This window comes from Thioalkalicoccus limnaeus, assembly GCF_041197575.1.
GTDB classification, from domain to species: Bacteria; Pseudomonadota; Gammaproteobacteria; order Chromatiales; family Chromatiaceae; genus Thioalkalicoccus; species Thioalkalicoccus limnaeus.
In genome coordinates this window covers 133,077-158,205 of sequence record NZ_JBDKXB010000004.1, presented here as the reverse complement: position 1 = coordinate 158,205, position 25,129 = coordinate 133,077, and the positions used below count along the sequence as shown (strand labels likewise).

Below are 25,129 nucleotides of genomic sequence, written 5' to 3'. Positions count from 1 at the left end.
GGGACGGTGGCCGGTCGCTTTCGGTTCCGACCGAATCGGGTTCCGACCCGCGCCTGCCATCTGGCTCCTGTTCGGCGCCGTGCGGTCTGGAACGAGCCGTTGGGGGCTCACCCGCCGACTCGGCATCCAAGTCGAGGACTGGCGGGGTCGAGGGCGATTCGTCATGATCCATTGGCAGCGACTCCGACCGCGTTGAATCGGTGCGGGGAGGAGGATTGACCGACATCACGTCATCGTGTGGGAGCCCAGGCGTGGAATCGGTCCGACAGAGCCGACTCGCGTCGGGAACCGAAACCACCTCGTCTAATGCCGCCCTGGTTTCGCGCAGCAAGGCTTCGGCGGCCCACCACAACGGGCTGTCGACCGGAAGACGTTCTGCATCCAACCGGCCGGCCTCCGTGACCCCCGCCTCGCTCAGGCGCCGCGCCGCGTCATCGATCAGGGCCTGAACAAGGACCTGGTGCTGGGCTTGGTCCATATCGGTTCCCGCTGATGAGGGTCGCTCGATCCGGATTGGTGTGCGATTGGACCGACCGGCGACTCTGGCAAATGGAATCCGTCTGCCGGCAAGGGTAAAGCGTTCGCCCGCCCTTGTCATCCGCCGCGCCGGCCGTAACTTGAAAACGTCTTGCTGGATTTCCACCGTAAGATGAAGGGTGGTCATCGTTACGACCAACCCCTTCAAGCCAATGATGCAACGGAGGCGATTTCATGACTCGATTCATGTCACTTACGTACCTGATAGCACTAGCGATGGCGGCGTCTCTCGCACTGCCGGTCCACGCACAGCCGCAAACGGCGCTGGCCCCCGACTACCCGGATCCCACCGCAGGCGCCGCGATGCCGGCAATCCCTTACATCAGCGGCGGCGTCGGCGCATCGGAGCGCGAGGAACTCGCACAACGGAAGGCGCAATACAATGTCCACCTGCTGTTCGCGGTCGCTGGAAGTGGCGAGTTCCTTGCCGGTATCCCCGTCCAGATCGAGGACGGCTCCGGCTTGACGCTGCTCGAGGCCACCTCGGAAGGCCCCTATTTCTATGCGCGCCTTGCTCCTGGGGAATACCGAATCACCGCGGAGCGCGGCGGCGAGAGTCAGACCAAACGCATCCAAGTTCCGGCTACCGGCGTCGCCGCCCACTCCTTCTACTGGCAGGCACGCTGACCATCGACGAGGGCGCGGTCGCTCAGTCGCCTCGATGCGCCAGCAGCGCGGCCACGGCGTCCGTGGTCGCCGCGATGATGGTCTGACGGCGCTGCCCACTGCCGACATCCTTGCCACATACCAACCGGCAGAGCCAATCGGACGGCGTTTCAAAGTCGCAGTGCGACGCGCCGGGTATCCGCTGGACCCTGGCCCCGGGATGGGATTCCAGCACGGCCAAACCATTATTCTCGGCGTTGCATGGCGACGGATCGCCAAACAACCCGACCACCGGTGGCTCGAGGTCCGATGCCACCGCGAAACCAAGACCATCGCGATCGACCAGATCCAACGCGACGATGCCGCGGGTGCGTGGATCTTGACGGCCTGCGACCAGCGCGGAGAGACCGCCAGCCGAGAACCCGACGTAGACGACCTCCTGCGCTGCGAGCACGTCGGCGACACGCACCAGGTCCTGACCATTCTCGCGGTGCCGTCCCGCCCAGATCCGAGAGTTGCAGAAGCGCACCGAAGCGGTGCGGTATCCAGCCGCCGCGATCCGCTGTGCCAAGCCGTCCATGTGCTCATGGCTGCGCAGAAAGCCGTGCGCCAGCACGACGAGCGGGTCGCTGTCGACCGCGGCCGACAACGGCCGATACGACAGATATTCGACGCGGCATCCGGTTATCGACCGGATGTCTCCGAGATCGACCTGAATCGATCTCGATGCGCTCGCAGCGTACCTTTCCGGGATCGCGCTGCCAGGTACGATGCGATCTCCGACCAGGCCTCTCGCGCAACTGACCAACACCAGGCACAACGCGACCGCGCACAGGACCCGAGCTAACATTGACGGCTCACGGCAAAATGGATGGATCATTGATGAAGGGGTCACGATCGGGTTGCCGCACTTCGCCCCACAGGCTGGCTGGAGACAAACGCCAGCCTGTGTCAACGCGGTCAACTCGGCCGGTCGCGCGCCCCCGGTTGCCCGAGAGTTGGCGTCACACCGGCCCCACCACAAGTTCGCCGAGCGAGGAAAGGTGGCGGTGGCGGCACCTCGCGCTCCCTCGACGCCACCTGGTGGCCACGAGGGCCGAGCGACATCCGGCTTCCCCGCTCGCCGGGACGGGACCGCACGCGCGGGCGACACGAACAAATCAGCCACCTCGACATCGGGTCGGTGGTAGCCTTGGCGCGGTGACGACGACACAACGAGGCGGCGGGTGAAGAGAGTACAGATTCTGCAGCACGTGCCCTTCGAGGGTGTCGGTTCGATGGCAGCCTGGCTACGGGCACGCGGCGCGGAGCTGCGCTACACGCGGTTCTTCGACGGCCAACAACCGCCCCCGCTCGACGGCATCGATCTCGTGATTGCGATGGGTGGTCCGATGAGCGTCAACGACGAGGCGCGCTACCCGTGGTTGCGGGGCGAGAAGGCATTCTTGCGGGAAGCCGTCGCCAAGGGCACATCCGTCCTCGGGGTCTGTCTCGGCGCACAACTGATCGCCAGCGCGCTGGGTTCGCGGGTTTACGCGAACCCCGAAGCCGAGATCGGCTGGTACCCGATCGAAGGGCTCCCGCCGGACCAGGACGGGCGCAACCAGGCGTTCCGCTTTCCACCGACGATCAACGCCTTCCATTGGCACGGTGAGACCTTCGATCTGCCCCCCAATGCCGCGCACCTCGCGCGCAGTTCCGCTTGCGAGCACCAAGCGTTCCAGGTCGAACGCCGCGTGATCGGCCTCCAATGCCATCTGGAGACGACCCCGGAGGATGCCGTGACCTTGGTCGAACATTGCCGGGGGGACTTGCGTTCGGGCCGCTGGATCCAATCCGAGGCCGCGATCCGTGCCGCGGCGCCGGCCGATTACGCCGCAGCGAACGCACTGCTGGACCGACTTCTCGATCATCTGGTCGAGCCCTAGCCGACCCCAACCGGGCAGCGGCACGTCGGTGGCCGTCGAGCGATGCCCGGTCAGGGCCTTTCGCCTGGCCCGAGTTCTCGAAGTGCCATCGCATACAGGTCGTTGCGCCGCCCGCCGGTGATGCGTGCCGCCAAGCTGGCGGCCTGCTTCAATGGCAGGGCCTCGGCGAGGATCCGCAACACCCGGAGTCGCTCTTCGTGGGCCGTGGCGTCATCCTGATCCGGCGCGCCCGCGACCAGGATGACCAACTCGCCCAGTCGTTGCTCGGGATCCGCATCGAGCCACCCGGCCAGCTCGACAAGCGTCCCGCATCGAAGCGTCTCGAAGCGTTTGGTCAGCTCCCGGGCGACGACCGCGCGGCGCGTCCCGCCGAGCACAGCGGCCAGATCCTCGAGGGTCCGGACCACCCGCGGCCCCGTCTCGTACAGAATCAGTGTGCCGGGTTCGCGGCTGAGCCCGGCAAGCCAGGCACGGCATTTGGCCGAGGTCCGCGGCGGAAAGCCGACGAACAGGAACCGGTCGCTCGGTAACCCAGCCGCCGACAGGGCCGTGACCGCCGCACTCGGACCGGGTATCGGCACGACCCGGATACCTTGCGCGTGCGCCTCGCGAACCAACACGAAGCCGGGATCGCTGATCAGCGGCGTGCCGGCGTCGCTGACCAGTGCCAGATCCTCGCCGCCCTTCAGGCGGGCGATCAAACGCGGGGTAACCTCGCGTTCGTTGTGTTCGTGATAGGCGATCAGCGTCGTCGCCACGCCATGGTGCGCGAGCAACTGCCGGCTGTGGCGAGTATCCTCGGCGGCGACCGCCGCGACAGCGCGCAACACATCGAGCGCACGGGGACTCAGATCACCGAGATTGCCGATCGGCGTCGCCACCACGTATAGTTTACCGGTATCAGGAATCAAGCTGTGGCTCCAGGATTTCGAGGCATCACGATGGCCAGGCGGGCCGTTACTTCCAGATGAGAGGGCGTCGTACCCTTTCCGACACCCAGGCGGTCGGGGCCGAAAAGGAAGGGCTCGCTCGACGTTTCCTCGAGGGCCGAGGCCTGCGCTTTCTGGACCAGAACTACCGCTGCCGAATGGGCGAGATCGACCTGATCATGCAGGACAAGGGGGTGCTCGTCTTCATCGAGGTGCGCTTTCGCCGCTCGGATCGTTGCGGCGGGGCCGTCGCATCGGTCGACACGCGCAAACAACGACGGCTGATCAGCGCCGCCAAGCGTTACCTGCTGCAATACCCTACGAACCTACCGTGCCGTTTCGATGTCCTGGCGATCGGCCGCGCAAACGAGATCGATTGGATCGAGGATGCCTTCCGTGTCGAATAACCTAGTCCATGCCCAACCAACGATCGGCCGGTATCCCGGCTTGGCCTTGATCCTGGCGCTCGGCCTGACCATGCCGATCGGCGGGCTCGTGTCAGGCTGCGGACCGATGCTCGTCGGCGGTACGGTCGCCGGTGCTTCGTTGCTGCATGACCGGCGCCCCGCCGGAGTCGTCGTCGAGGACCGGCGCATCGAGCTGATGGCCAGCGACCGCCATCGCAAGGAGCCCGAGATCGCCCAAAACAGCCGGATCATGGCCACCAGCTACAATCAGGTCGTCCTACTCACCGGCCAGGCGGCGCGCCGCGATATCCGCGATCGCTACGCCGACATGGTCAGCCGGTTGCCCGGCGTGGTCAAGGTCGTCGATCAGGTCACGATCGGCCCCAACGCGACGCTGCAACGCCAGGGCGAGGACGCGCTGCTCGCATCACGCGTCCGACTTGCGCTGGCGAGCGTCGATCGCCCCGATTTCGACCTGACCAGGGTCAAGGTCATCACCGAATCGGGGACCGTCCATCTGATGGGACTCCTTACACCCGACGAGGAGCAGGCGGTGATCGAACGCGTACGCCATGTCCCCGGCGTGGTTCAGGTCGTTCGCCTCTTCGAGCCGTATCGCCCCAACCGGGCCTGACCGTCCGTCAGCGGCCGGGCCGCACCAGACCGCCGAGGCCGAGCTCCTCGATCGTGTTCATCAGGAGCCGCCGCACCGCCGCGGCATCCTCGAATTGCAGCGCGCACTTCAGCAATTCCCTCGCCCGCGCCCGACTCAAGCTGCGGATCACGGCCTTCACGCGCGGCAGGCTCCCGCCACTCATGCTGAGACTGTCCACACCCATTCCGAGCAACAGAACCACCGCCAACGGATCGCCGGCCATCTCCCCGCAGATACTGACCTCGACCTCCTGGCTGCGCGCCCCGCTGACCACCTGCATCAGCGCGCGCAGCACCGCTGGATGCAACTCGTCGTAAAGCTCGGCGACATGACTGTTGTTGCGATCGACGGCCAACAGGTACTGCGTCAGGTCGTTGGTACCGACCGACAGGAAATCGACGCGCCGCGCCAGCGATTCGATCTGGTAGACAGCGGCCGGCACCTCGATCATGATCCCCACCGGCGGCCGCATGACCGACAGCCCCTCGTCATGGAGTTCGTCGTGGGCACGCTGAATCAGGCGGAGCGCGTCGTCGAGTTCGGTGACGCTGCCGATCATCGGCAACAGGATCCGCAGATTCTCGAGGCCGATCGCGGCCTGCAGCATGGCCCGGACCTGGGTCAAGAAGATCTCCGGATGATCCAGCGTGACGCGAATCCCGCGCCAGCCGAGAAACGGGTTGGACTCGACGACCGGGAAATACGGCAAGGGCTTGTCCCCGCCGATGTCGAGCGTTCGGATCGTCACCGGACGCGGCGCGAAGGTCGTCAAAACCTTCCGATAGTTGGCCATCTGCACCTCCTCGCCGGGAAAACTGTCCCGAACGAGGAACGGCAGCTCGGTCCGGTAGAGACCGACACCGGCCGACTCCTCGATACCGATCGGCCGCGACTCCGAGACCAGCCCGGTATTCAGGTATAACGGCAGCAGAAAGCCGTCGGTCGACTCGGCGGGCAGATGGCGCAGACTCTCGAGCTCCGTGCTCAGGGCGCGATCCTCTTCGATCAGCCGCTGGTACTCGGCCTTGACCGAGGCGCCTGGCGCGACGTAGATCCGGCCATGATACCCATTGACGACGGCCTCGCGTCCATCGATGCGCCCAACCGGCAGCTCTCCGACACCCATGACCGCCGGCACGCCGATCCCGCGCGCGAGGATCGCGACATGCGAAGAGCCCGAGCCGGTCGTCGAGACGATGCCGGCGAGGCGTTCGCGCGGAACATCGGCGATCTGCATCGCACTCAATTCTTCGCCGACCAGAATCGTCGACGGCGGATAGTCGATCGGCGGCGGCTTGATCTTCTGCAGGTGCATCAGGATCCGCCGCCCGAGATCGCAGACATCGGTGCCGCGCTCGCGCAGATAGCCGTCTTCCATGCGGTCGAACACCTGCACATGTTCGGCGATCGTGGCCCGCAGGGCGCCGGGCGCCCAGTTTCCGGCCCGGATCCGGGCCAGGGTCCCATCGAGAAGCAGGTCGCTCTCGAGCATCAGCCGCCAGGCGTCGAACAACGCCCGATCCTCGGGGCTCAGGGTTCCGGCAAACTGGCTGGCCACCTGCTCCAGCTCTTCGGCCACGTCGGCGATGGCGCTCAAAAAGCGCTCGACCTCCGCCTCCGGCTCGGCGGCGGGATTGTCCGGCACAGCCTCCAGATCCGCGAGCGGGTAGACCACGACCGCGATCCCGATCGCGATCCCCGGCGAGGCCGGCAGACCTTGCAGGTACCGGTTCGGCAACGCCATCGGATCCTGCAATCGCGCCAGCTCACCGCTGATCCGCGCGAAGGTGATGGCACCGGCGAGTTGCGAGGCCAGGGTGACGACGAAATTGACCTCATCGTCACCGAACCGGCGCTGCTCGCGCTGGCGCAACACGAGCACGCCGAGGACCTTGCGGTTTTGGATGATCGGCGCGCCGAGAAAACCGCGGTATTCCTGTTCTCCGGTTTCCTTGATGAACAGGTAACGCCGATGCGCGGGGGCATCGTCGAGGTTCAGGGGTTCGGCCCGCTCGCAGACCAGCCCGATCAGACCGCGATGCAGCGGCAGGCGAACGCGGCCGACCGCCCCCGCTGCCAGGCCGTCGGTGGCCTGCAAGACGTGCTCGCGCGAATCGAAGTCGGTGAGGTAAACGGAGCAAACGTCAGCCCCAACGACCTGCTTGACGCTCTGGACGATGACCCTCAGCGCCTGCTCCAGATCCGGGGCCTGATTGACTTTCTGAACGATGCGGCGCAGTGGCTCAAGCATGGCCTATTAGGACTTGGGTTCTCGAATCAAAGAGACAGGGAGCGACGGCCCGTTCTGTTGGCCGTTCGGTGGCGGACGGCGACAAGAGGCGACCCGTCACGCCGAGGGAACACATCGCACCGGGCGCCGAGCTTCTAGATGCGCGCAACGCGGGCCGACCCTCATCGGCGCCCTTGATGCAAGCAACGCGGAGGATCGGACAAGACCTCCTGGCGCACGGGCGGACCTTCCGGGTAGAGCAGCGGCGCAAGCTCCTCGAGGGCCCTCAGATAGACCTGGCGCTTGAAATAGACCACTTCGCGCAGCGGTTGCCAATACTTGACCCACCGCCATGCATCGAACTCGGGCTTTTCACTGCTGTCGAGGCAGAAGGCCTGCTCCTCGCAATTGACGCGCAACATGTACCAGATTTGCTTCTGCCCGATGCAGACCGGGCCGCAATGGCGGCGTATGAAGCGTTTCGGCAATCGGTATCGCAACCAGCGGCGCGTGCACCCGAGCAGCTCGACCTGACAGGGTCGCAGGCCGACCTCTTCCTCCAGTTCCCGGTACATCGCCTCGATCGGGGCCTCGTCCTCGTGGATGCCGCCCTGCGGGAACTGCCACGCATTCTGACCGACCCGCCGCCCCCAGAACAGGCGCCGCTGGTCGTTACAGATGATGATGCCCACATTGGGTCTGAAACCGTCCGGATCGATCAAGGCCGCGCACCCTGCTGATTAGCGTCGTCATTTTTCCATAATCTCTATAGACGGGGCAACTCGCGAGGCATGCCCTTTGCGTGCCCACCAGATTCCGAGTATTTTTTCCGCCTGGCCGCAAGGTCTCGATCGGCCTTTGACCTCAGCCACGGACCGGCACCGATGGACACGGATGGCGACAGCACGACCTGGCCCACAACCTCCGCATGCATCCGCGCTGACGATCAGGCGCAGCTACTCGTACAGCCGTCACAGTCGTGATCAAGGCCCAAGTGGCCACCTCGATTGCGGCGAAACCCGACCCTCGACGAGGAACCAACCCGTGCCCCTGGCCATCTTCGACCTAGACAATACACTGATCGCTGGAGACTCCGACTACCTTTGGGGCCGTTATCTGATCGCCCAAGGGGTCGTCGATCGCGACCAATACGAAGAGCTGAACGATCGCTTCTATCGCGACTACCGCGAGGGCCGCCTCGATATCCGCGCCTTCTTGGGTTTCGCATTGGCCCCGTTGCGCGACCACCCGTTGCCCGACTTGCTCCTGTGGCGATCTCGGTTCCTGTGCGAGATGATCGAACCGGTCGTCCTGCCTCGGGCGTTGGCCCTGGTCGAGCACCATCGCCAGCGTGGCGATCGATTGCTGATCATCACCGCGACCAACGAGTTCGTCACCGGCCCGATCGCCGAACGTTTCGGCATTTCCGACCTGATCGCGACCGTGCCGGAACGACGCGAGGATCGCTTCACCGGCGAAGTGGCCGGGGTGCCGGCGTTCCGCGAAGGCAAGGTAAGCCGACTCGAGGAGTGGATGACGGACACCGGATACGATCTTGCCGACAGCACCTTCTACAGTGATTCCCACAATGACCTGCCGCTCCTCGAACGGGTCACCCATCCGGTAGCCGTCGACCCGGACCCAAGGCTGCGCGCCTGCGCCGAATCCCGCGGTTGGCGAATCCTGTCATTGCGTGACGAGGTTTGACCGCCACGGCGTGACGACCGCCACGAGCCCTCGCGGAGGACTGGAACACCCGCGGTAGAGACCCGCCTTCGTCGTCGCTCCGGCGAGCACCGTCATCGGGTCGTCACCAACCCAACATCAAACCGCAACCCCGTCCGGTTAGTATCGGTCATCGACATGTGCCTTGACCGAGGGTGAGATATGGCCGGGTTCGCAACGGCGCTATCCGTCAAGCGCGGCGAACGCCTGTTCGTCGAACTGGCGGCGACCGACGACGAGGTGCGCGAGGCCCAAGCCCTGCGCTACCGGGTGTTCGGCGAAGAGTTGGGGGCCAAGCTCCGTGACCACGGCGAGGCCCTCGATCGTGACGAGTTCGATCCTTTCTGCCAGCATCTGTTGGTCCGCGATGCCCGGTCGGGGCGCGTCGTCGGCTGCACACGGATCCTGACCGACCAAAACGCGCAGCGCCTCGGGCGCTATTACTCGGAGAGCGAGTTCGATCTGGGGCCGATCCCGTCGCTACCGGGTCGATTGCTCGAGATCGGACGGACCTGCATCTCGCCGGAGTTTCGCCACGGCCCGGCGATCGCCGTGCTCTGGTCGGGCTTGGCGGGATACATCAATCTGCATCGCTTCGACTACCTGTTCGGGTGCGCGAGCATGCCGCTTGGCGACGGCGACATTCAGGCGGCGGCCATCATGAATCGGTTACGGCGTCAGGCGATGACATCGTCGCATCTACGCGTGACGCCGCGCGTTCCATTGATGACGCCAACGGTCGTCGACGAGGTGCTGGATGCGCCGCTGCCGACGCTGTTGCGCGCCTACACGCGGCTTGGCGCCAAGGCATGCGGCGAGCCCTGCCGCGATCCAGACTTCGGCGTCGCCGACGTGCTCATGCTGCTGAACATCGACGAATTGCACCCGACCTATTCACGACATTTTCTTGCACGGACGGGTGGCCGGTGAAGCGCAGCCCAGGGCATCGGACACTGCTGCGGGCCATGCGGGCGCTGCTGGCCATGGCCGGCGGCCTGGTCGCGATCGTCGCCATCCGCCTCGCGGATCGAGTCGGCCGCCCCCCGCGCTGGACACCACGCGTCGTCCGTTGGTGGCACCAGCGCGTCTGCCGGGCCCTCGATCTGGACATCCATGTCACCGGGAAACCGGTACCGAACGCCCTGCTGGTCGCCAACCATATCTCATGGCTCGATGTCCCGGTCCTCGGCGCCCAGGGCGAGATCGGGTTCTTATCGAAGGCCGAGGTCCGGCAGTGGCCGGTCATCGGCTGGATGGCCGCGGTCGCCGGGACCCTGTTCATCGCCCGCGGCGGGAACGAGACCGCACGGATCACGACCCAGATCCAAGAGCAGATTCAGGCCGGCCGGCCGGTCGTCGTCTTTCCGGAAGGGACCACCAGCGATGGCACCGAACTGCTGCGCTTCCATCCGCGTCTATTCGCGATCGGCCAGGAATCGGGCACCTTGGTCCAGCCCGTCGCGCTGCGCTACGGCCCCCCGGCGGCCCCGGATCCGATCGCGCCCTTCATCGGCGACGAGTCGCTGGCCGCCCACCTGGGGCGCGTCCTGCGCCACACCGGGCTCTCGGTTACGGTGCATTTTCTGCCACCCATCGAAACCGACCAGGTGGACCGGCGACAGGTTGCCGAGCGAGCGCGCACCGCCATCGCTTGGGCACTGGGCCTCGACGCCGCCGTCAAGCCGCGCCCAAGACGCCCCGCGCAACCCTCCGGGCCTACCGCTGTCCCGCCCCCGCTCGGTCCGATATCGCACCAGAAGGCAGTGCTCGAATGAACGAATCCGGCCAATCGTCGGCATTGCGCGTCGCGGTGGTCACCGAAACCTATCCACCCGAGATCAACGGTGTCGCCAATACGATGCGGCACCTGGTGGTCGGCTTGGGTCGTCGCGGCCACTTGGTCCATCTGGTCCGCCCCCGACAACGACCGGATCGGACGGCGTCCTCCGGCCTACGAGAGATCGCGACCGAAACCTTGGTGCCAGGCGTGCCACTGCCCGGTTATCGCGGACTGCGCATCGGCTTACCTGTCTATTGGCGGTTGCGCAGGATCTGGAACCAGCCGCGACCGGACGCTGTCTATATCGCGACGCAGGGCCCCTTGGGACACGCGGCGCTGAAGGCCGCGATTGCGCTCGATATCCCGGCCGTAACCGGTTTTCACACCCAGTTCGGTCAGTACAGCCGGCACTACGGGCTCGGACTCCTGACCCAACAGATCGGCCAAACGCTGAAGCACTTCCACAACCGGTCGGATGCGACCCTGGTCCCGACGGTGGAGCTTCGAGAGCAACTCGCCCAAGAGGGTTTCACCAACGTGCATCTGTTCGGTCGCGGCGTCGACACCCACCTCTTCTCGCCGACGCGCCGGCGCCGGCCATTGCGGGCCGCTTGGGGTTGCCACGAGGACAGCCTCGTTGCCCTCTATGTCGGTCGTCTCGCCGCCGAGAAGAACCTCGACCTGGCCCTGACCTGTTTTCGCGCGATCGCGGCCCGCGCACCGCGCACGCGGTTCGTGCTGGTCGGCGACGGCCCGGAACTGGAACGGCTGCAACGCGACTTCCCCGATTTCTGCTTTACCGGGCCAAAGACCGGCGAGGAGCTGGCCGAACATTACGCCAGCGGCGACCTGTTCGTCTTTCCGAGCCTCACCGAGACCTTCGGCAACGTGGTTCCGGAGGCCATGGCCAGCGGTTTGGCCGTCGTCGCTTTCGACTACGCCGCCGCCCATCGGTATATCCAACCTTGGTGCAACGGGGTAACGGTGCCGACCGGCGACGCGCAGGCCTTCGTCACCGAGGCACTCGCGCTGACGGCCGATCCGACCCGCCTGCGCAAGATCGGCCAACAAGCCCGCGCCACAGCCGAAACCCTCGATTGGGATCGCGTCATCCGCGGGATCGAGAAACTGCTTCTGCACGTCATCCGCGAACGGCGCGGATTGGAGAACCCTCGTGAGACTGTGGCTGCAACAACTCAATGAGATCGAGATACCCCTGTGTCGGGCGGCTTGGAGCCGTTCGATGCAACGGCGCTGGGTCCATCGACCCTTCGCGATAATCAGCCGTCTCGGCGACGGTGTCTTCTGGTACAGTTTGATCGCGATCCTGGTCGTCGTCGGCGGCCGTGATGGTCTGACCGCCGGCTTGCACATGCTGGCAACGGGCCTGGTCGCCTTGCTCCTGTACAAATCGCTGAAAGGCAGCACGCGGCGCGAGCGCCCGTGCCATTACGCCACCGGGATCGTGCCAGGCGTCCCGCCGTTGGATCGTTACAGCTTTCCATCGGGTCACACGCTCCACGCAGTCGCCTTCACGACCGTGGCGTTGCACTACTACCCGGATCTCGCCCTGCTGCTGGTTCCCTTTACACTGCTGGTGGCCAGCTCGCGTATCGTGTTGGGTTTGCACTACCCGAGCGACGTGCTCGTGGCTACGATCGTCGGCTTCACGCTCGGCTACGCCAGCATCACATTGTTCTGACTCACATGACCGGGGCCGCTCGCTGGCGTTCGGATGTGTGTCTCCGATCAACGATACCCGATCCCGACCCTGGCCGCGGCGCGCATGAGGCCGATCGCGGTCTTCGCGTCGGTGATCACGCTCGTGACGCACCATTCGAGCACCTCGGCAAACGGATACCAATGAACCTCGATCACCTCATCAGCGCCATGCGCGACCGGCAGCTCGCGCAGATCCCGTGCCAGATACAGGTGGATGATCTCGGTGAAGACACCGGGCGAGCTATGCACCGGGCCGAGCTCGGTCCAGTCCCGGGCGACCAGGCCCGCTTCCTCCGCCAATTCCCGCTGCGCTGTTGCCCGCGGTCGTTCGCCTGGATCGATCTGCCCCGCCGGCAATTCCCACAACCACCCGCCAGCGGCATGCCGATACTGGCGCAATAGGCAGACCCGCTGTTCGCCATCGAGCGCGACCACGGCGGCACCGCCGGGGTGGCGAATGATCTCGAGCGAGACCGACTGGCCGTTGGGCAGCCTGACCGTCTCGACACCGACGTCGACGACGCGGCCACGAAAGACCGAACGCCGGTTTTCGGTTTCAGCCTGATCCATCCGCCCCTCCAAACCCCTTCGAGTCGACCTGCTCATGATATCCCCGTCACGGGACCGGATCGAGGATCTCCGACAGCGAGAGCCCCGGTATGTGATGCGCCGATTGGCTCGGGCAGAGCAGGTCGTAACGTTCACCACGGCGCGCAATCCGGTAACCCCGCTCCTCGATCGCCTGACCGGCCTCCGGTGATTCGTAATGATAGAGGACCATGCGTTGCCATTGCTCCGGCTGGTACTCGCGGGCGATATCTTCGACACCGGTGTGAGATGGATTCGCGCGACTGGCGCAATCGTGAAAGATGAGTTCGCCCCGGGCCGCGTAGCGGCTCAGCACCTCCGGGATGGGTCGCGTGTCGCCGGTATAGAGAAAACGCCCTGCCAACGCTAACCCGAATGCCGACAGGTACTCGTGATGACGAACCGGGAATACGCTAAAGAGCAGACTTTCGTGCCAGAACCGGTCGGACACAGGGATCAGCTGAAACGCATCCCAAAAATTGCTGCCGCCTTCGGCCAAGATATTCGGATAATCGGCCAACCGACTCTGCATCACCTGGAGCAAAGGCACCGGGCAATAGACCTTGGGCGGCCTCAGCGCCGCCGCCGCGGTGGCCACTCGATAGAAAAGCCCCTCGAGTCCGCCGATATGATCCATGTGCGCGTGCGTGATGAACAGTGCGGATGGCAAGCCGGCGTAGATCCCGAGGAAGGTATCGATGGTGTCCGGACCGCAATCGACCAGCAAGCTGGGCCGACCATCGACCTCCAGGACCGCCGACGACGAACCGAGATCCGGCGCCTGCGCATTGCCAACGCCGAGAAACCGCAAACCGAAAGTAGACATCGCCATCAGGCTCCTGCTCAACCCAAATGCACAAAGAGGCTTCAGTGACCACCCTAGGTGGAGTCTTGCGTGGTTTTTTCGCCTGCCAGGACGCAACGCACGGCGACCTTCCAACCGGCGTCGGGACCCGTCCCTCGACCTCCAAGGGCCACTCGTCACCGGTGCGCGAGAGCAAGAGTAACAGGAACCGATTGCCGTACTTTGACCGCCTTGCGGTGCGCCTTAACCGGATCGTAACCCGCTGGCAATAAAATCCCGGCGCAAGGCATCCATCCATCGATAGAAACACCGTGGCCCCACCATGACCAGGATATTGATCGTCGACGACGAACCCGACATTCGCGAGGTGATTCGCTTCACGCTGGAGGAGGCGGGTTTCGAGGTCATCGAGGCGGCCCACGCCGACGAGGCGCGCAAACGCCTGAAAACCGGCAGCGCCGACCTGCTGCTGCTCGACTGGATGTTGCCCGGCCGTTCGGGCCTCGAACTGGCCCAGCAACTCAAACAGAATCCGAAGACCCGCAATCTGCCGGTGATCATGGTCAGTGCCCGCGGCGAGGAAGAGGACCGGGTTCGCGGGCTCGACACGGGGGCCGACGACTACGTGACCAAGCCCTTCTCACCGCGCGAACTCGTTGCCCGAATCAACGCCGTGCTGCGCCGCGCCCGAACCGACAATATCGAGGACGACGTCGAGATCGCTGGGCTTAAGATCGATCATGTCAGCCACCGGGTCAGCGCCAATGGCCAACCGATCGAGATCGCACCGACCGAGTATCGGCTCCTGCACTTCTTCATGACGCATGCCGATCGTGCCTTCAGTCGGTCCCAACTGCTCGACCAGGTCTGGGGCGACCAGGTCTATGTCGAAGAACGCACCGTCGACGTCCACGTCCGGCGCCTGCGCAAGGCCCTCGAGGCATCCGGCCATGACCGATTACTGCAGACCGTTCGCGGCGTCGGCTACCGCTTCTCCGAGAAATGAGCGATCAGGATCAGGCCCCTCGACCAACCTCATCCGGCCGCCAGCGGCGCGCCGCCCAGCCTCGTCGCGCCGTGATGGGCCTGATCGAACCGCTCGAGTTCGAGATCGCGCTGTTTGGCGGCAGCCTATTCGCCGGCCTGGCGCTCGCCCTGATCGGCGTCGACTGGCTATGGGTCTGGCCCGTGATACTGCTGCCGTATCTCGGCTGGCATCTGTATCACGTGGGTCGCCTCGCCATTCTGACCAAGCGGCACCATCGCTTGGCCCCGCCGTTTCCGCTCGGCCTCTGGGGCGAGATCTACCGCACGATTGCCCAGTACCAGCAACGGCGGCGCAAACGGCGAAAGCGCCAGGTGCGGTTCGGGCGGCGTTTTCGCGAGGCCGCCAACTCGGTACCGGATGCGCTGGTGATCCTCGACAAGCATCGGCGTATCGAGTGGGCCAACCCGGCCGCCGCCCCGCTGATGGATGTACACTGGCCGCGTGATGAGGGACGGGCACTGACCGAGGTCCTGGATCGCCCGGAGCTCGGCGCCATCATCGACGCCGGCGAGTACATGCAGCCATTGGAGATGGCGCCGAAACACAACCGCGCGATCATGCTGTCGCTGCGCATCACCCCATTCGGCGAACGCAAGCGGCAACGCCTGCTCGTTGCGCGCGACATCACGAAGATCTACCACCTGAACATGATCCGGCGGGATTTCGTCGCCAATGCCTCGCATGAGCTGCGGACCCCGTTGACCGTCATTGCCGGATTCCTCGAAAACCTCGCCGACTCGCCGCAAACGCCGGAGAACCATCGGCGGCCCTTGCACCTGATGCGCAATCAATCCGAGCGGATGCGCTCGATCATCGAAGACCTGCTAACGCTGTCGAGGCTGGAGATGGAGGACCAGACCGATGCCGTGCAGCCGGTCGACGTCGGGACCGAACTCGATCATCTGTTGCACGAGGCGCGGGCCCTGAGCGAAGGCCGCCACCGATTCACCCTGGATATCGACCGGGACCTCCTGATCGCCGGCCACCAGATCGAATTACGCAGCGCCTTCTCGAATCTGGTATTCAATGCGATCAAACATACACCGCCCGGAAGCCACATCGGAATCGTTTGGCGCGTCGACGCCGAGGGTCCCTATTTCGCGGTCTCCGACGATGGCGACGGCATCGAACCGGAGCACCTGCCACGACTGACCGAGCGTTTCTACCGCGTCGACAAGGCGCGCTCTCGCCTCTCCGGCGGCACGGGGCTCGGCCTTGCAATCGTCAAACATGTGCTGAACCGACACCAGGCCCGACTCCTGATCGCTAGCGAGATCGGCCAGGGCAGCACCTTCACCTGTCGCTTTCCAGCCGAGCGGGCCTTGTACCAGGCGCCCGCCACACCCCTGCGGGCCGAATGAGCGGACCGCTACCCGCTGATTCACCGGCCCCTACCGCGCCGAAACTTCTCCCCAATCGCTGTGATTACTTCTGTGGATAACGCCTGTACCGAAAGGCCAACCCCTGGGCGGATCAGGCCATCCGATCAGATCGACCAGAAATTGGTCAGCCCGCTCGATGCAGTCGGCGTCGAAGCGGGACAGCGACCCATCACCCCGGTACGGGCACGGGCGAGCGACGCACGATGACCTCCTGGGTGGGATAGGCGAACTGGATGCCCTCCTGCTGGAAGCGCCGGTACAGGGCCAGGTTGATGGCCTGCTGGATATCCATGTACAGGCCATAGTCGGCCCCGATCACGTAATAGACGACCTCGAACTCGAGCGCAAAATCCCCATAGGCCATGAAATGGGCGCGATCGAAGCGGGTCAGCCGTTGCGCGCGGACGATCTCCTCGATCATCTTTGGCAGGCGTTCGAGCTGCTCGGCCGACGTCTGGTAGATCACGCCGAGTTTGAACACCACCCGACGCTCGCGCATGGGTTTGAAATTGCGGATCGTGCTGCCCAGCAACTGGGTGTTGGACATGACCACCATCTCGCCCGACAGACTGCGGATACGGGTCGTCTTGACACCGATGTTGTCGATGACGCCGGCGATCTCGCCGGCAACGACGAAGTCGCCGACCTTGAACGGCTTATCGAGGATGATCGCCATCGAATGGAAGATGTCCGACAGGATGTTCTGCACCGCGAAGGCCACCGCGATACCGCCCACACCGAGCGCCCCGATCAGGCCCGCGATCGGATACTTGAAATGCGCGAGCACCGAGACCGCGACGACGATCCAGACGCCGACGCGCAGGAAGAAGAGCAGCAAGCCGTAGCCGGTGACGGCCGACGGGTCGAGTCGCTCCTTGCGGCTGCGTTGGCGCTGCACGAAGTCGACCAGCGCCGCCGTCGCCCAGATCCCGAGCTGGAGATAGAAGGCGATCACCAGCAGCGTCCACAGCCACACCTGGACCTGGCCCTGGACCAGGCCGGAGACCTTCATCGCGGCGTAGAAGGCCACGATCAGCACGAACACTGGATGCGTGTTGCGGATCAGAGCCAGAACGCCCGCGCGGTAGGTGCGCCGCTCCGGGTCGGCCCCATTGGTCAACTTCGGCAACAGCACGCGCCGCAGCGCAAAGCGCAACGATGACACGAGCATCAACACCAACGCGAAGGCCACAAGGCCCATGACCAGATCCCGGGTATCGATGCCGTGATCCTGGAAAACGAACACTTCTCGGTCCCACAGTTCATCGAGTTGAGTGCGCGCCTCGGCAAAGTGCTGCGCGAGCGAGCGCTCACGCACCGAGATCTGGAGCTGGTTGCGAACAGGCTCGGCCAGCGCCAGCGTCTGGTCCAATGCCGCCAGCCGTTCGCGCGCGTCGCGCTCCTGCTGCTCGAGCGCGCGAATCTGCGCCGTGGTCGCCGCGAGGAGCTCCTCGCCCAGATCCGGAAGCGTCAATCGCCGTTCGAGGCCGAGTTGGGTCATGCGCAGCGCGTCGAGTTCGGTCTGCGCAAAGGACTGCTCCCTATCGATCTGTGCAACCAGGTCCTGGACCTCGCGCAGCCACACCGACCATTGTTCCGTCTCGGCACCGACAAAGAGAGCGTGGCGGCGCTCGAGCAACTGGCTCACCGATCCGGCGAGCCCGACCGTCTGATGCAGGTACTCGACACCCTGGCGCGCGGCCGTCAACTCGGCCTCGCGCGCGCGGGTCTCGGCCTCGAGGCGCAGGCGCATTGCCTCGTCGGTCGCCGACTCCCACCGCTGGCGGGTCTCGAACCAGGCCAGCTCAGCGGCGTCCCCGGCCTCGATCAGGGCTTGAATGCGGGCTCGGAGCGCCTGCTCGCGCGCCTGCACCTCGGCGAGGCGTTCGTCGAGTTCCTCGCGGGTAAAGACGACATCCGGCGCGACCCGTGCGATTGTCGCCGCGAGCTGCGCCACCACGGCCGCCGCCAAGGACTCTTCGCGTTGTGCCAAGCTGACGCCATATTGCGCGGTCTGACGCGCCTCGAACGCAACCAGCACCGCGAGCTGGGCCTGTTCCAGCGCTCGAGCAAGGGTGACCCGCTCGCCCGGCTCCTCGCTCTGGGCCAGCCGGTCGCGCGCCTGTCGTCGTTCACGGTCCGCATCGAGATAAGCGGGCTCGATGGCCTCCAGGCGGCGCTCGGCTTGGCGACGCAGCCGCGACTTATCCTCGTGGGCAACCTCGGCCAGATGCTTCTCGGCGTGCAATCGATCCAACAGGGCCAGATTGAAAGGAGGGTCGACATCCACCAGCGCACCATTCGCAATCTCCGCTATGGACAGCGCGACGGATTCGTCGAATGCGCGGATCCGCGCGGCCACGACCGATCCGCGCTGGACGGCCGCATGCAGTTCCTCGAGCCGCGCGATCCGTGGGTCGTCGAAGTTTTCCGACTCACCCTGATCCAAGTCGGACAGAGGTGTCTCGAGCTCGGCCAATCGCTCGTCGATCAGCGCGAGTGCGCGGTTGAAATCGTCGCCGCTCGAACGCGGATCCAGGAAGCCGGGCAGGCCGACCCCCGCCGGATCGAAGGCGACCCGCTGCGCGGCCTCAGTCACCTGCGCGTCCATCGGCGACCCCGCATCGGGTGTCGACTGTGCGCTGGAGAGGGGCACCTGCCCGAACCACAGGGCACCGATCAGGACAGGGAGGGTCGGAATCAGGATCTTCAATGGTTCACCCAATCGCTCGGCATGGTCAGGAAGGCGGGAAAGCGCGAGCGCCCGCAGCGAGATACCGTTCATCCGAGCGGGACATGCGCTCGCTGGCTGGCGCCGATCGCATCGGCGGTGGACCAGACAGACGCCCTACGTGTTTTTTTACCCTACCGCGGTCCGCCCGCGACGGCCAACCCCTTCGACGGCGAAAACTCGTTCAGACGGGTCCCACTGATTTCGTGCCGGGCGCATCGCAACCCTGAAGCGCTTCCTGCTCGGCCGGCTCGCCGCGGGGTTGATGCGAGACCAACCACTCGCGGCGGCAGGTGCGTCCGAGTCAAGCCGAACGGGACCCGTTCTCGACCTGGGTCGGAGTGGATGCGGCAGGCTGATGATTCGCCAGGGTGTCGGCCCGAACAGCCGGATTGGACCGGAATCCATCCGAGAAACAAAAGCCAAGCGGGCGGCCAGATCAGGGGTCGGCCCACTTCTCCAGGGTCGCGACGATATGAGGGATCGCGACCGGCTCCGGGTCACCAGGCCGAAGTCTTGCGAGCATCCCGCGATGCGACGCGCGGACCAGTAACGGTTTGGGGGCACCGGGGATCTCGAGCGAGGCGAGAGGGACAACGCCATCCCCGAGGCCCTCGCCGAGGCTTGACCACCAGTCGTGGAGCGCTTCGGTCAATTTGGCCGCTTCGATGTCTGTGGAGATCGCCTCAAGGCTCGCCGTCATCGCTTCGGGAGGCTCGGTCAACAGACCACCGATAAGCCGGATCGGGACCGAGTCAGGCCACGGTCGCGCGTTGAGATCCCGCAGGAAATCGCTGCCCGGACGCAGATCGACCTTGGCCGCGCCGGTCCCATCGCGCAGCCCGGCGAAGAGCGAGAAACGGCGTTCCGAATCGGCCGCAAAGTGATCGCGAAGCTCGAGCCAGACGCGCAGTCGAGCCCATTCGGAGCCCTGGTTGGGTGTGCCGACCAGGATGACAGCTCGCACGCTGGCGCCCTCGACCTTGGCCGCGGCATCCACCGGATGTCGCCATCGCGTCACGAAGTCGCGGACGACCAGCCCGCCCATACTGTGCCCGACCAGAACGACCGGGCGGTCCGCCGGCATGCCGGACCAGAGCTCAGCGAGAAGGTCGGTGCTTCGGTCGATCCCCTGGTCATTGGGGTAACGCAGCTCCCAGACCTCGAAGTCGGCCGCGCCGAGTACGAAGACGAGATCGTCCCAAATGCCGCCGGGCTCATCGAGGCCATGCACCAGCAGGACCCTCGGCCGAGCGGCGCTGTCGCCTTCGGCGACACCCGGAACGCGGAGCACGAGTCCATGCCAGCCGTCGAGCGGCGCCATCGTCTCGGGAAACCAATGCTCGAGCTGATCTTGCACCAAGACCCGGAGACGTCTTTCTGCGTGCGGGTGCCCCTCCGCCCACCAGATCCAAGCAGCCATCATCAGCACCAACGCAAGCAGGATCGGGAAGACGGCTGATCCGCCGCTCCGCCGCAAGCGCCTATCCAGGGTTCTTGTTATCATTCGACCGTGATCGTTCCGTGTTGACGTCCCATCGATCCTCAGTGAGACCGGAACGGGCCAGATTGGCCCCCGGACGCCTCGGCCCCGATCGAGAACCGGTCCCACCGGGATGCGAAGCCTGTGAGACAAGGTGCCATGATCCCTCATTTCGGTGAGAACTATCGCTTCCATTGGCATGACCTCGGCGACATCGAGCTCGGGCGTCCGAATCTGGGCCAGCAGCTCCCCGTGGCCGTTTACCGTCTGGCCCAGTACACGATGCGCGAGACATTGGCGCAGCACTTCGGCGCTGAGCGGGCCGGTGATCTGTTACGCGAGGCCGGCTGGATCGCGGGCAGGGAGTTCTGCCTGAATGTCCTCGATCGGGATCAGCCCCTCAATCCCTTTATCGCCCAATTGCAGGCCAAGCTCAAGGACCTCGGCATCGGCGTGCTGCGCGTCGAACAGGCCGATCTGGACAGGCTGGTCTTCACGCTGACCGTTTCCGAGGATCTGGACTGCTCTGGCCTGCCCGTGACCGGCACGACGGTCTGCGATTACGACGAGGGCTTCATCGCCGGGCTGTTTCACGCCTTCACCGGCAGGTCCTTCTCCGCCAGGGAGGTCGACTGCTGGGCCACCGGCGATCGCACCTGCCGCTTCGAAGTCGCTCCGGATCCGCATCCGCATCCGGCCGCCAAGTGAACGACGCCGACCGGCAGTACCTGGCCGCGGCAACGGCTCGGATCGACCGGCTGTTACACGCGCGCGGCGTGGATCCGATCAGCCCAAGCGGGCTGTCCGCGGAATTGCAGGGCTTCGCCGAGGCCTTCGATCGCCTGCTCGAACAGCTCGCGGTCTTCCGTCAGTTTGCCGTGACGCTGGCGCACGGCGATCTGAGCTACGAGGCACCGGCCCGGCAGCACCTGCTCGATCCGCTGAAACATCTGCAGGCCAGCCTGCGCCATCTGACCTGGCAGACCCAACAGGTCGCCGCCGGGGATCTCGATCAGTGCGTCGATTTTCTCGGCGAGTTCTCGATCGCCTTCAATCAGATGATCCAGGGACTGCGCGACAAGCGCGCGGCTGATGACCAGATCCGCCACCTGAGCCTGCACGACGCACTGACGGGGCTGTACAACCGCCTTTTCTTCAATCAGGAGATGGAGCGGCTCGCGACATCGGATGAGTTCCCGATCACCATCCTGGTCACCGACCTCGACGACCTGAAGCGGGTAAACGACACCCGAGGACACCAAACGGGAGACCTGCTGATCCAAAGGGCCGCCCGGCTGATCGAGCATGGTGTGCGGACCGAGGACGCGGTAGTCCGGCTCGGCGGTGACGAGTTCGCGGTCCTGCTCTATGGTATTGGGCAGAGCGAAGCCGAGACCATCGTCCAGCGCTTGCGTGCGACGCTCGTCGCCCACAACCGGCGCAATCCGATGCTGGCCGTGTCCCTGTCGATCGGCGCCGCCACCGCAGAGGGTCCGGCAAGCCTCGAGGCGGCGCTCCGGCAAGCCGATCAGGCGATGTACCAGGACAAGTGCAACCGCAAAGGGCGCGACCGGCCGTCCCATACCGAGCCTCGGCCAAGCGCCGGGACACCCGGCCAACCGACCGAAGGCCGGCACTGATTCGAGCGGAGGGCCTATCGTCGCGTGGCCCAGCGGGTTCCCCGGCGATCGGAAAGCGGCCTTGTCACCGCGACCGGAGCCAGGGGCTGGCCAACACCGCGATCAGGCCGAACACGCCCGTCACGGCGACGATGACCACACCCGGCAGCGCATCGCGCAGTGACGCACCGCGCAGGCGGCTGACGAGTGCGAAGGCCGCGAGCGACAACGCGATGCCGATCAACGCCGGCCAGCCGTTCCAGAGGATCCGCCAACGCAGATAGGGGCCGGCTTCGTCGTCGAGCGCGAGGACGAAGGGGAACAAGGCCCCGGCGATCCGAGCTTGGCGCGTGGTCGTTGCGTCTGGCGCGGCGCGCGCATAGTCTGCGATCGGTTCGAAATCGGGCGTCATCGCCACACCATGCACGATGGCGTGGCCGAAGGTCGCCGTCGGGTTGACTGGATTCACGACGAGACGATAGTCCATCCGGTCCGGATCATAGCCCTGGGTCGGCAGCGCCACGAGCTGATAGTCCGGCATCGTGAGCAGAAACAGGCGGCCCGAGTCGGCAAGGATCAGTCCGAGGAGGTCAGGCCGCGCGTTCTCGACGATCTTGATGTGGCGGATGCCGAGGTTGCGCGGGATCGGCGTGCGGGTCACCCGCGGCGCGTCGCCCTCGCGGCGCAGGTGAAAGACCGACCCGTCGGCGTCCACCAAGAATACGCCGGCGTCGAAGGGCTTGAGGATGGTCTGCCGGCCAGCGACGAGCCGCGCCGGAAACACGAACCCCGCCTCGCGCAAGGCCCTCGTGAAGCGCTCCGTCAACGGCTCGTCGAGCCGGTTGACGTCGACGTCGATGAACTCGATCCGCGATCGGGTCATGCGGAACACGTCCTCGGGAAAGCTCAGGCCGGCCCGCCCAGGGGCGGCGTCGAGCAGCGCGTAGACGGGGATATCGGGACGGCGGTCGGTGATCTCGCGCGCCTTCAGCTCGAACACCTGGAGCGAGTCGCGCATCGCATCGCGGTCGAAGAGCTGACCATCGATCTCGACGGGCAGCAGGCCCCAAAGCTCCATGTTCCGGTGGTACATGAAGGGCAACAACTGCTCGAAGCCGCGCCGGTCATACGTCTCGCCGTCGGCGCTTGCATAGCTGAAGTCGTGGTCGCCGCGGTGCTCGCGGAAGATGAAGGTCTTCGCAACCGGACTGAAGAAGAGATAGGTCGGCGCGATGTCGCGGGCGAAGGCCATCTCATAGAGTCTCGGCAGCACGATCGCCGACAGCACCGTCAGCAGCAAGACCATGGCCAGCCAGCCGAGCGCCCGGGTCACGAGACGGCTCCGTCGCGGAAGCGCGCAGCGGCCAACAAGGCCGCTGGGGCGATCAGCACCGTCAGCAGAACCAGGCCCGGCAGCGCCAGATCGTAGGCGCCATAGGCATTCGAGAGATGGCAAAGCCAGATCACCCCACCGACGACGACGAGATTCAGTGCCTGTCGCCAACGAACCGGCTCCAACAGGACCAGCGCCGCGCCGAGATAGGCGGCGACGCCGGCCAGCATCCAGGGCAGCGCGGTGGCCACGGCGCTCGCGACGAAGGGCGCGGGAAAGAACACCCCGACCGTGACCGCCAGAGCACCGAGATCGAAGGCCAACAGCACGAGCAGCGCCGCGAGCCCGAGCGCGAGATGGCCGGCCATCAGCGCGCCGAGCGGGACGGGCAGATGCATCGCGAGCCGCAGCCGTCCGCGGCTCACTTCGGGCAGGAACTGCGCGACGCCGAGCAGCGCCCCGGTCACGAGCGGCACATAGCGCAGATCGTCGTAAAAGAGGCGCCCGATCCGGCTCGCCTGATGGAAGATGATCTCCGCATGCTCGACCCGAAACTCCTGGCGCATCGAGAGAAAGAACCAGACGGCGAAGGTCAGATGGCCGACGACGAGCAGCGCAAGCCACGGCCGCAGCTTGATCCATTCCTTGAACAGGAGCGCGCGCATTCAGTAGGTCCCCGTATAGCCGACGAAGGCGTCCTCGAGCGTCATCGGGGTCTCGATCAGCATCCCGGCATTCAGGCCGTGCCCAGCCAATGCCGCAGAAACCGCTGCTGGTTCGGCGAAGGCAAAAACCGATAGGGACCCGTCGACCTCAGGCTGCAGGGCGTGTAGCGTCTCGCACGATGGGGGCAGCGCGGCGGGCACGGCCTCGGCGGGCAAGCGGTAGCGCCGGAAACGCCCCAGGAAGTCATCGAGCGTCGTCTGGAGCGGCGGAGAACCGCGGCGCAGGATGAGCACATCATCAACGAGTCGCTCCATGTCTTGCACGACATGACTCGTCACCAACAGGGTCTTGCCGTCGGCCCGAGCGAAGTGGACCAGGAAGTCGAGAAACAGGCGGCGATAACCGGCGTCGAGGCCCATCGTGTAGTCGTCGAGGATCAGCAAATCGGGATCCTGTGCCATCACCGTGGCCAATACGACCTGGCTGCGCTGCCCCTCCGACAGGTGGCCGACGCGATGGGTGCGTGGCAGGTCGAGCCGATCGACCAGATCGTAGAACAGATCCCGCCGCCACCGGGGATACCAGGCGGCAAAGAAACGCTCGGTCTCGGCGATGGAGAGGAAGTCATAGGCGAGGTGCCCTTCGAAGACGAGACCGATTCGCCGCTTCGTCGCCGGGCTCAGTCGGTGCGACGGCTCGCCGAGCACGCGGCACCGGCCGGCGTTCGGGGCAAGAAAACCCATCAGGATCTTGATCAGCGTGGTCTTGCCGACCCCGTTCTTGCCCAGAAGTCCGAGGATGCGGCCGGTCCCGACCGTGAAAGAGAGATCCTCGTGGATGATCCGGGGGCCATACCGGTGCGTCAAACCCTCGACAGCAACCGCGGCGGGCGCGACGGCGGCCGAGACACGCGGCTCGGATCCAGCGTCGCCGGTCTCGGCGCTCGTCATACGCT

24 protein-coding genes are annotated in these 25,129 nt (G+C 65.4%); 13 read left to right on the top strand and 11 right to left on the bottom strand.

All coding sequences use genetic code 11. The features are described 5' to 3' along the window. Positions 1-723: 723 nt before the first annotated feature. Entirely contained in the window at positions 724-1,164 is a 441-nt protein-coding gene (locus ABC977_RS04970) for a hypothetical protein (protein WP_369666137.1), read from the top strand. A 22-nt stretch (positions 1,165-1,186) separates the two neighbouring features. Here ABC977_RS04970 and ABC977_RS04965 read toward each other — a convergent pair whose 3' ends face one another. Beyond that, complete coding sequence (locus ABC977_RS04965; RefSeq protein WP_369666136.1) at positions 1,187-1,993, bottom strand: dienelactone hydrolase family protein; 807 nt, start codon at positions 1,991-1,993, stop codon at positions 1,187-1,189. 376 nt (positions 1,994-2,369) lie between these two features. On the opposite strand from ABC977_RS04965, the gene ABC977_RS04960 reads away from it, so the two are divergent. Then, positions 2,370-3,071: a type 1 glutamine amidotransferase gene (locus ABC977_RS04960; protein WP_369666135.1), complete on the top strand. Its 702-nt coding sequence runs from the start codon at positions 2,370-2,372 to the stop codon at positions 3,069-3,071. A gap of 50 nt (positions 3,072-3,121) precedes the next feature. On the opposite strand, the gene rsmI is transcribed toward ABC977_RS04960, so the two are convergent. After that, positions 3,122-3,982, bottom strand: coding sequence for a 16S rRNA (cytidine(1402)-2'-O)-methyltransferase (rsmI, locus tag ABC977_RS04955; RefSeq protein WP_369666134.1), 861 nt, complete (start codon positions 3,980-3,982; stop codon positions 3,122-3,124). Between the two features lie 56 nt (positions 3,983-4,038). On the opposite strand from rsmI, the gene ABC977_RS04950 reads away from it, so the two are divergent. Both ABC977_RS04950 and ABC977_RS04945 read left to right on the top strand, forming a co-directional pair. Beyond that, on the top strand, positions 4,039-4,407 hold the full coding sequence (locus ABC977_RS04950; RefSeq protein WP_369666133.1) for a YraN family protein: 369 nt from the start codon (positions 4,039-4,041) through the stop codon (positions 4,405-4,407). Further along, positions 4,388-5,041, top strand: a complete 654-nt coding sequence (locus ABC977_RS04945) for a BON domain-containing protein (protein WP_439849156.1) — start codon at positions 4,388-4,390, stop codon at positions 5,039-5,041. The genes ABC977_RS04950 and ABC977_RS04945 overlap by 20 nt, the downstream gene beginning before the upstream one ends. Before the next feature lie 7 nt (positions 5,042-5,048). Here the strand turns inward: ABC977_RS04945 and ptsP are convergent, their stop codons facing one another. Both ptsP and ABC977_RS04935 read right to left on the bottom strand, forming a co-directional pair. Continuing rightward, the gene (ptsP, locus tag ABC977_RS04940; RefSeq protein WP_369666131.1) at positions 5,049-7,313 is read right to left on the bottom strand and encodes a phosphoenolpyruvate--protein phosphotransferase; all 2,265 of its coding nucleotides are present in this window, start codon (positions 7,311-7,313) and stop codon (positions 5,049-5,051) included. A 161-nt stretch (positions 7,314-7,474) separates the two neighbouring features. Then, positions 7,475-8,014: an RNA pyrophosphohydrolase gene (locus ABC977_RS04935; protein ID WP_369666130.1), complete on the bottom strand. Its 540-nt coding sequence runs from the start codon at positions 8,012-8,014 to the stop codon at positions 7,475-7,477. A 322-nt stretch (positions 8,015-8,336) separates the two neighbouring features. Between ABC977_RS04935 and ABC977_RS04930 the strand changes: the two genes are divergently transcribed. The 5 genes from ABC977_RS04930 to ABC977_RS04910 all read left to right on the top strand — a co-directional run bounded on the left by ABC977_RS04930 (position 8,337) and on the right by ABC977_RS04910 (position 12,499). Then, complete coding sequence (locus ABC977_RS04930; RefSeq protein WP_369666129.1) at positions 8,337-8,999, top strand: histidinol-phosphatase; 663 nt, start codon at positions 8,337-8,339, stop codon at positions 8,997-8,999. 180 nt (positions 9,000-9,179) lie between these two features. Next, positions 9,180-9,947: a GNAT family N-acetyltransferase gene (locus ABC977_RS04925; protein ID WP_369666128.1), complete on the top strand. Its 768-nt coding sequence runs from the start codon at positions 9,180-9,182 to the stop codon at positions 9,945-9,947. Next, on the top strand, positions 9,944-10,792 hold the full coding sequence (locus ABC977_RS04920) for a lysophospholipid acyltransferase family protein (RefSeq protein WP_369666127.1): 849 nt from the start codon (positions 9,944-9,946) through the stop codon (positions 10,790-10,792). Before ABC977_RS04925 ends, ABC977_RS04920 begins: the two co-directional genes overlap by 4 nt. Next, on the top strand, positions 10,789-12,000 hold the full coding sequence (locus ABC977_RS04915) for a glycosyltransferase family 4 protein (RefSeq protein WP_369666126.1): 1,212 nt from the start codon (positions 10,789-10,791) through the stop codon (positions 11,998-12,000). Before ABC977_RS04920 ends, ABC977_RS04915 begins: the two co-directional genes overlap by 4 nt. Beyond that, positions 11,972-12,499 (top strand): phosphatase PAP2 family protein, encoded by a 528-nt coding sequence (locus tag ABC977_RS04910; RefSeq protein ID WP_369666125.1) that lies wholly within the window; start codon positions 11,972-11,974, stop codon positions 12,497-12,499. Before ABC977_RS04915 ends, ABC977_RS04910 begins: the two co-directional genes overlap by 29 nt. A gap of 47 nt (positions 12,500-12,546) precedes the next feature. On the opposite strand, the gene ABC977_RS04905 is transcribed toward ABC977_RS04910, so the two are convergent. Continuing rightward, a complete protein-coding gene (locus tag ABC977_RS04905; RefSeq protein ID WP_369666124.1) occupies positions 12,547-13,089 on the bottom strand; it encodes an NUDIX hydrolase in 543 nt (180 codons plus the stop codon). Positions 13,090-13,135: 46 nt separating this feature from the next. Further along, positions 13,136-13,939, bottom strand: a complete 804-nt coding sequence (locus tag ABC977_RS04900; RefSeq protein ID WP_369666123.1) for an MBL fold metallo-hydrolase — start codon at positions 13,937-13,939, stop codon at positions 13,136-13,138. Between the two features lie 295 nt (positions 13,940-14,234). Between ABC977_RS04900 and phoB the strand changes: the two genes are divergently transcribed. Both phoB and phoR read left to right on the top strand, forming a co-directional pair. Continuing rightward, complete coding sequence (gene phoB / locus ABC977_RS04895) at positions 14,235-14,918, top strand: phosphate regulon transcriptional regulator PhoB (RefSeq protein ID WP_369666122.1); 684 nt, start codon at positions 14,235-14,237, stop codon at positions 14,916-14,918. A 74-nt stretch (positions 14,919-14,992) separates the two neighbouring features. Continuing rightward, positions 14,993-16,321 carry a phosphate regulon sensor histidine kinase PhoR gene (phoR, locus tag ABC977_RS04890; RefSeq protein WP_369666121.1) on the top strand — a complete coding sequence of 443 codons (1,329 nt, stop codon included), beginning with the start codon at positions 14,993-14,995 and terminating at the stop codon, positions 16,319-16,321. 190 nt (positions 16,322-16,511) lie between these two features. Here phoR and ABC977_RS04885 read toward each other — a convergent pair whose 3' ends face one another. After that, positions 16,512-19,127 (bottom strand): mechanosensitive ion channel domain-containing protein, encoded by a 2,616-nt coding sequence (locus tag ABC977_RS04885; RefSeq protein WP_369666120.1) that lies wholly within the window; start codon positions 19,125-19,127, stop codon positions 16,512-16,514. A 385-nt stretch (positions 19,128-19,512) separates the two neighbouring features. Continuing rightward, entirely contained in the window at positions 19,513-20,580 is a 1,068-nt protein-coding gene (locus ABC977_RS04880; RefSeq protein WP_369666119.1) for a lipase family alpha/beta hydrolase, read from the bottom strand. Between the two features lie 135 nt (positions 20,581-20,715). On the opposite strand from ABC977_RS04880, the gene ABC977_RS04875 reads away from it, so the two are divergent. Then, positions 20,716-21,264, top strand: a complete 549-nt coding sequence (locus ABC977_RS04875) for a V4R domain-containing protein (protein WP_369666118.1) — start codon at positions 20,716-20,718, stop codon at positions 21,262-21,264. Next, positions 21,261-22,196, top strand: a complete 936-nt coding sequence (locus ABC977_RS04870) for a GGDEF domain-containing protein (protein WP_369666117.1) — start codon at positions 21,261-21,263, stop codon at positions 22,194-22,196. The genes ABC977_RS04875 and ABC977_RS04870 overlap by 4 nt, the downstream gene beginning before the upstream one ends. A gap of 64 nt (positions 22,197-22,260) precedes the next feature. Here ABC977_RS04870 and ABC977_RS04865 read toward each other — a convergent pair whose 3' ends face one another. Genes ABC977_RS04865 through ABC977_RS04855 form a run of 3 tightly spaced genes read right to left on the bottom strand, consistent with a single transcriptional unit; the run spans position 22,261 to position 25,124 of the window. Continuing rightward, entirely contained in the window at positions 22,261-23,508 is a 1,248-nt protein-coding gene (locus ABC977_RS04865; RefSeq protein ID WP_369666116.1) for a DUF4857 domain-containing protein, read from the bottom strand. Beyond that, positions 23,505-24,173: a hypothetical protein gene (locus tag ABC977_RS04860; RefSeq protein ID WP_369666115.1), complete on the bottom strand. Its 669-nt coding sequence runs from the start codon at positions 24,171-24,173 to the stop codon at positions 23,505-23,507. Before ABC977_RS04860 ends, ABC977_RS04865 begins: the two co-directional genes overlap by 4 nt. Then, complete coding sequence (locus ABC977_RS04855) at positions 24,174-25,124, bottom strand: ABC transporter ATP-binding protein (protein ID WP_369666114.1); 951 nt, start codon at positions 25,122-25,124, stop codon at positions 24,174-24,176. Positions 25,125-25,129: the final 5 nt, after the last annotated feature.

Bases quoted from the DNA above. Each gene is read 5' to 3' on its own strand.
- ABC977_RS04970 (WP_369666137.1), top strand. From the start codon at position 724: ATGTCACTTACGTACCTGATAGCACTAGCGATGGCGGCGTCTCTCGCA.
- ABC977_RS04965 (WP_369666136.1), bottom strand. From the start codon at position 1,993: ATGTTAGCTCGGGTCCTGTGCGCGGTCGCGTTGTGCCTGGTGTTGGTC.
- ABC977_RS04950 (WP_369666133.1), top strand. From the start codon at position 4,039: ATGAGAGGGCGTCGTACCCTTTCCGACACCCAGGCGGTCGGGGCCGAA.
- ABC977_RS04945 (WP_439849156.1), top strand. From the start codon at position 4,388: ATGCCTTCCGTGTCGAATAACCTAGTCCATGCCCAACCAACGATCGGC.
- ptsP (WP_369666131.1), bottom strand. From the start codon at position 7,313: ATGCTTGAGCCACTGCGCCGCATCGTTCAGAAAGTCAATCAGGCCCCG.
- ABC977_RS04925 (WP_369666128.1), top strand. From the start codon at position 9,180: ATGGCCGGGTTCGCAACGGCGCTATCCGTCAAGCGCGGCGAACGCCTG.
- ABC977_RS04915 (WP_369666126.1), top strand. From the start codon at position 10,789: ATGAACGAATCCGGCCAATCGTCGGCATTGCGCGTCGCGGTGGTCACC.
- ABC977_RS04905 (WP_369666124.1), bottom strand. From the start codon at position 13,089: ATGGATCAGGCTGAAACCGAAAACCGGCGTTCGGTCTTTCGTGGCCGC.
- ABC977_RS04900 (WP_369666123.1), bottom strand. From the start codon at position 13,939: ATGGCGATGTCTACTTTCGGTTTGCGGTTTCTCGGCGTTGGCAATGCG.
- phoB (WP_369666122.1), top strand. From the start codon at position 14,235: ATGACCAGGATATTGATCGTCGACGACGAACCCGACATTCGCGAGGTG.
- phoR (WP_369666121.1), top strand. From the start codon at position 14,993: ATGGGCCTGATCGAACCGCTCGAGTTCGAGATCGCGCTGTTTGGCGGC.
- ABC977_RS04885 (WP_369666120.1), bottom strand. From the start codon at position 19,127: ATGAACGGTATCTCGCTGCGGGCGCTCGCGCTTTCCCGCCTTCCTGAC.
- ABC977_RS04880 (WP_369666119.1), bottom strand. From the start codon at position 20,580: ATGATAACAAGAACCCTGGATAGGCGCTTGCGGCGGAGCGGCGGATCA.
- ABC977_RS04875 (WP_369666118.1), top strand. From the start codon at position 20,716: ATGATCCCTCATTTCGGTGAGAACTATCGCTTCCATTGGCATGACCTC.
- ABC977_RS04860 (WP_369666115.1), bottom strand. From the start codon at position 24,173: ATGCGCGCGCTCCTGTTCAAGGAATGGATCAAGCTGCGGCCGTGGCTT.
- ABC977_RS04855 (WP_369666114.1), bottom strand. From the start codon at position 25,124: ATGACGAGCGCCGAGACCGGCGACGCTGGATCCGAGCCGCGTGTCTCG.